The following is a 552-nucleotide window of genomic DNA, read 5'->3' as shown; positions in this document are numbered from 1 at the left end:
GAGGTACTTGTCCCGGCACGCGCTGCGCTGAATCTTGCCGCTGGTGGTGGTCGGGATCCGCATCGGCTTGACCAGCACCACGGTCTGCGCGTCGATCCCGTGGTGGGTGCGGATCGCCGCCCGGATCGATTGGATCAGCTCGTCCAGATCGACCCCGACGGCCTCATGGTGGTGCACCTCCTGCACCACCGCCAAATGCTCGGGGGCGTTGCGCTTGCCCGGCAGCAGGAAAACCGCACCACGGCTGGGCATCAGCGCCGGATGGCAAGCCTGCACGGTCAGCTCGATGTCATTGGGGTAGTGGCTGTAGCCGCCAATGGTCATCAGGTCCTTGCACCGGCCGGTGACGAACAGCTCGCCGTCCCGGAAGAACCCCAGGTCGCCACTGCGCAGGAACGGGCCCTCGCCGGTGTCGGCCAGCGTCGCACCGAAGGTGCGTTCGGTCTCCTCGGGCCGCCCCCAGTAGCCCTGGGCGATGCTGGGTCCGGATGCCCAGATCTCGCCCACTTCGTCAGCGCAGCAAGGCAGCCGGGTCTCCGGATCGACGATCAG

1 pseudogene is annotated in these 552 nt (G+C 67.6%); it reads right to left on the bottom strand.

Annotated features, from left to right (window positions below):
- A pseudogene (locus A5648_RS15835) lies at positions 1–552 on the bottom strand (AMP-binding protein); the annotation flags it as partial.

Source organism: Mycolicibacter sinensis (assembly GCF_001673565.1).
Lineage (GTDB): Bacteria > Actinomycetota > Actinomycetes > Mycobacteriales > Mycobacteriaceae > Mycobacterium > Mycobacterium sinense_C.
The sequence above is the reverse complement of the archived record's forward strand: the minus strand, read 5'-3'. Positions and strand labels throughout refer to the sequence as shown.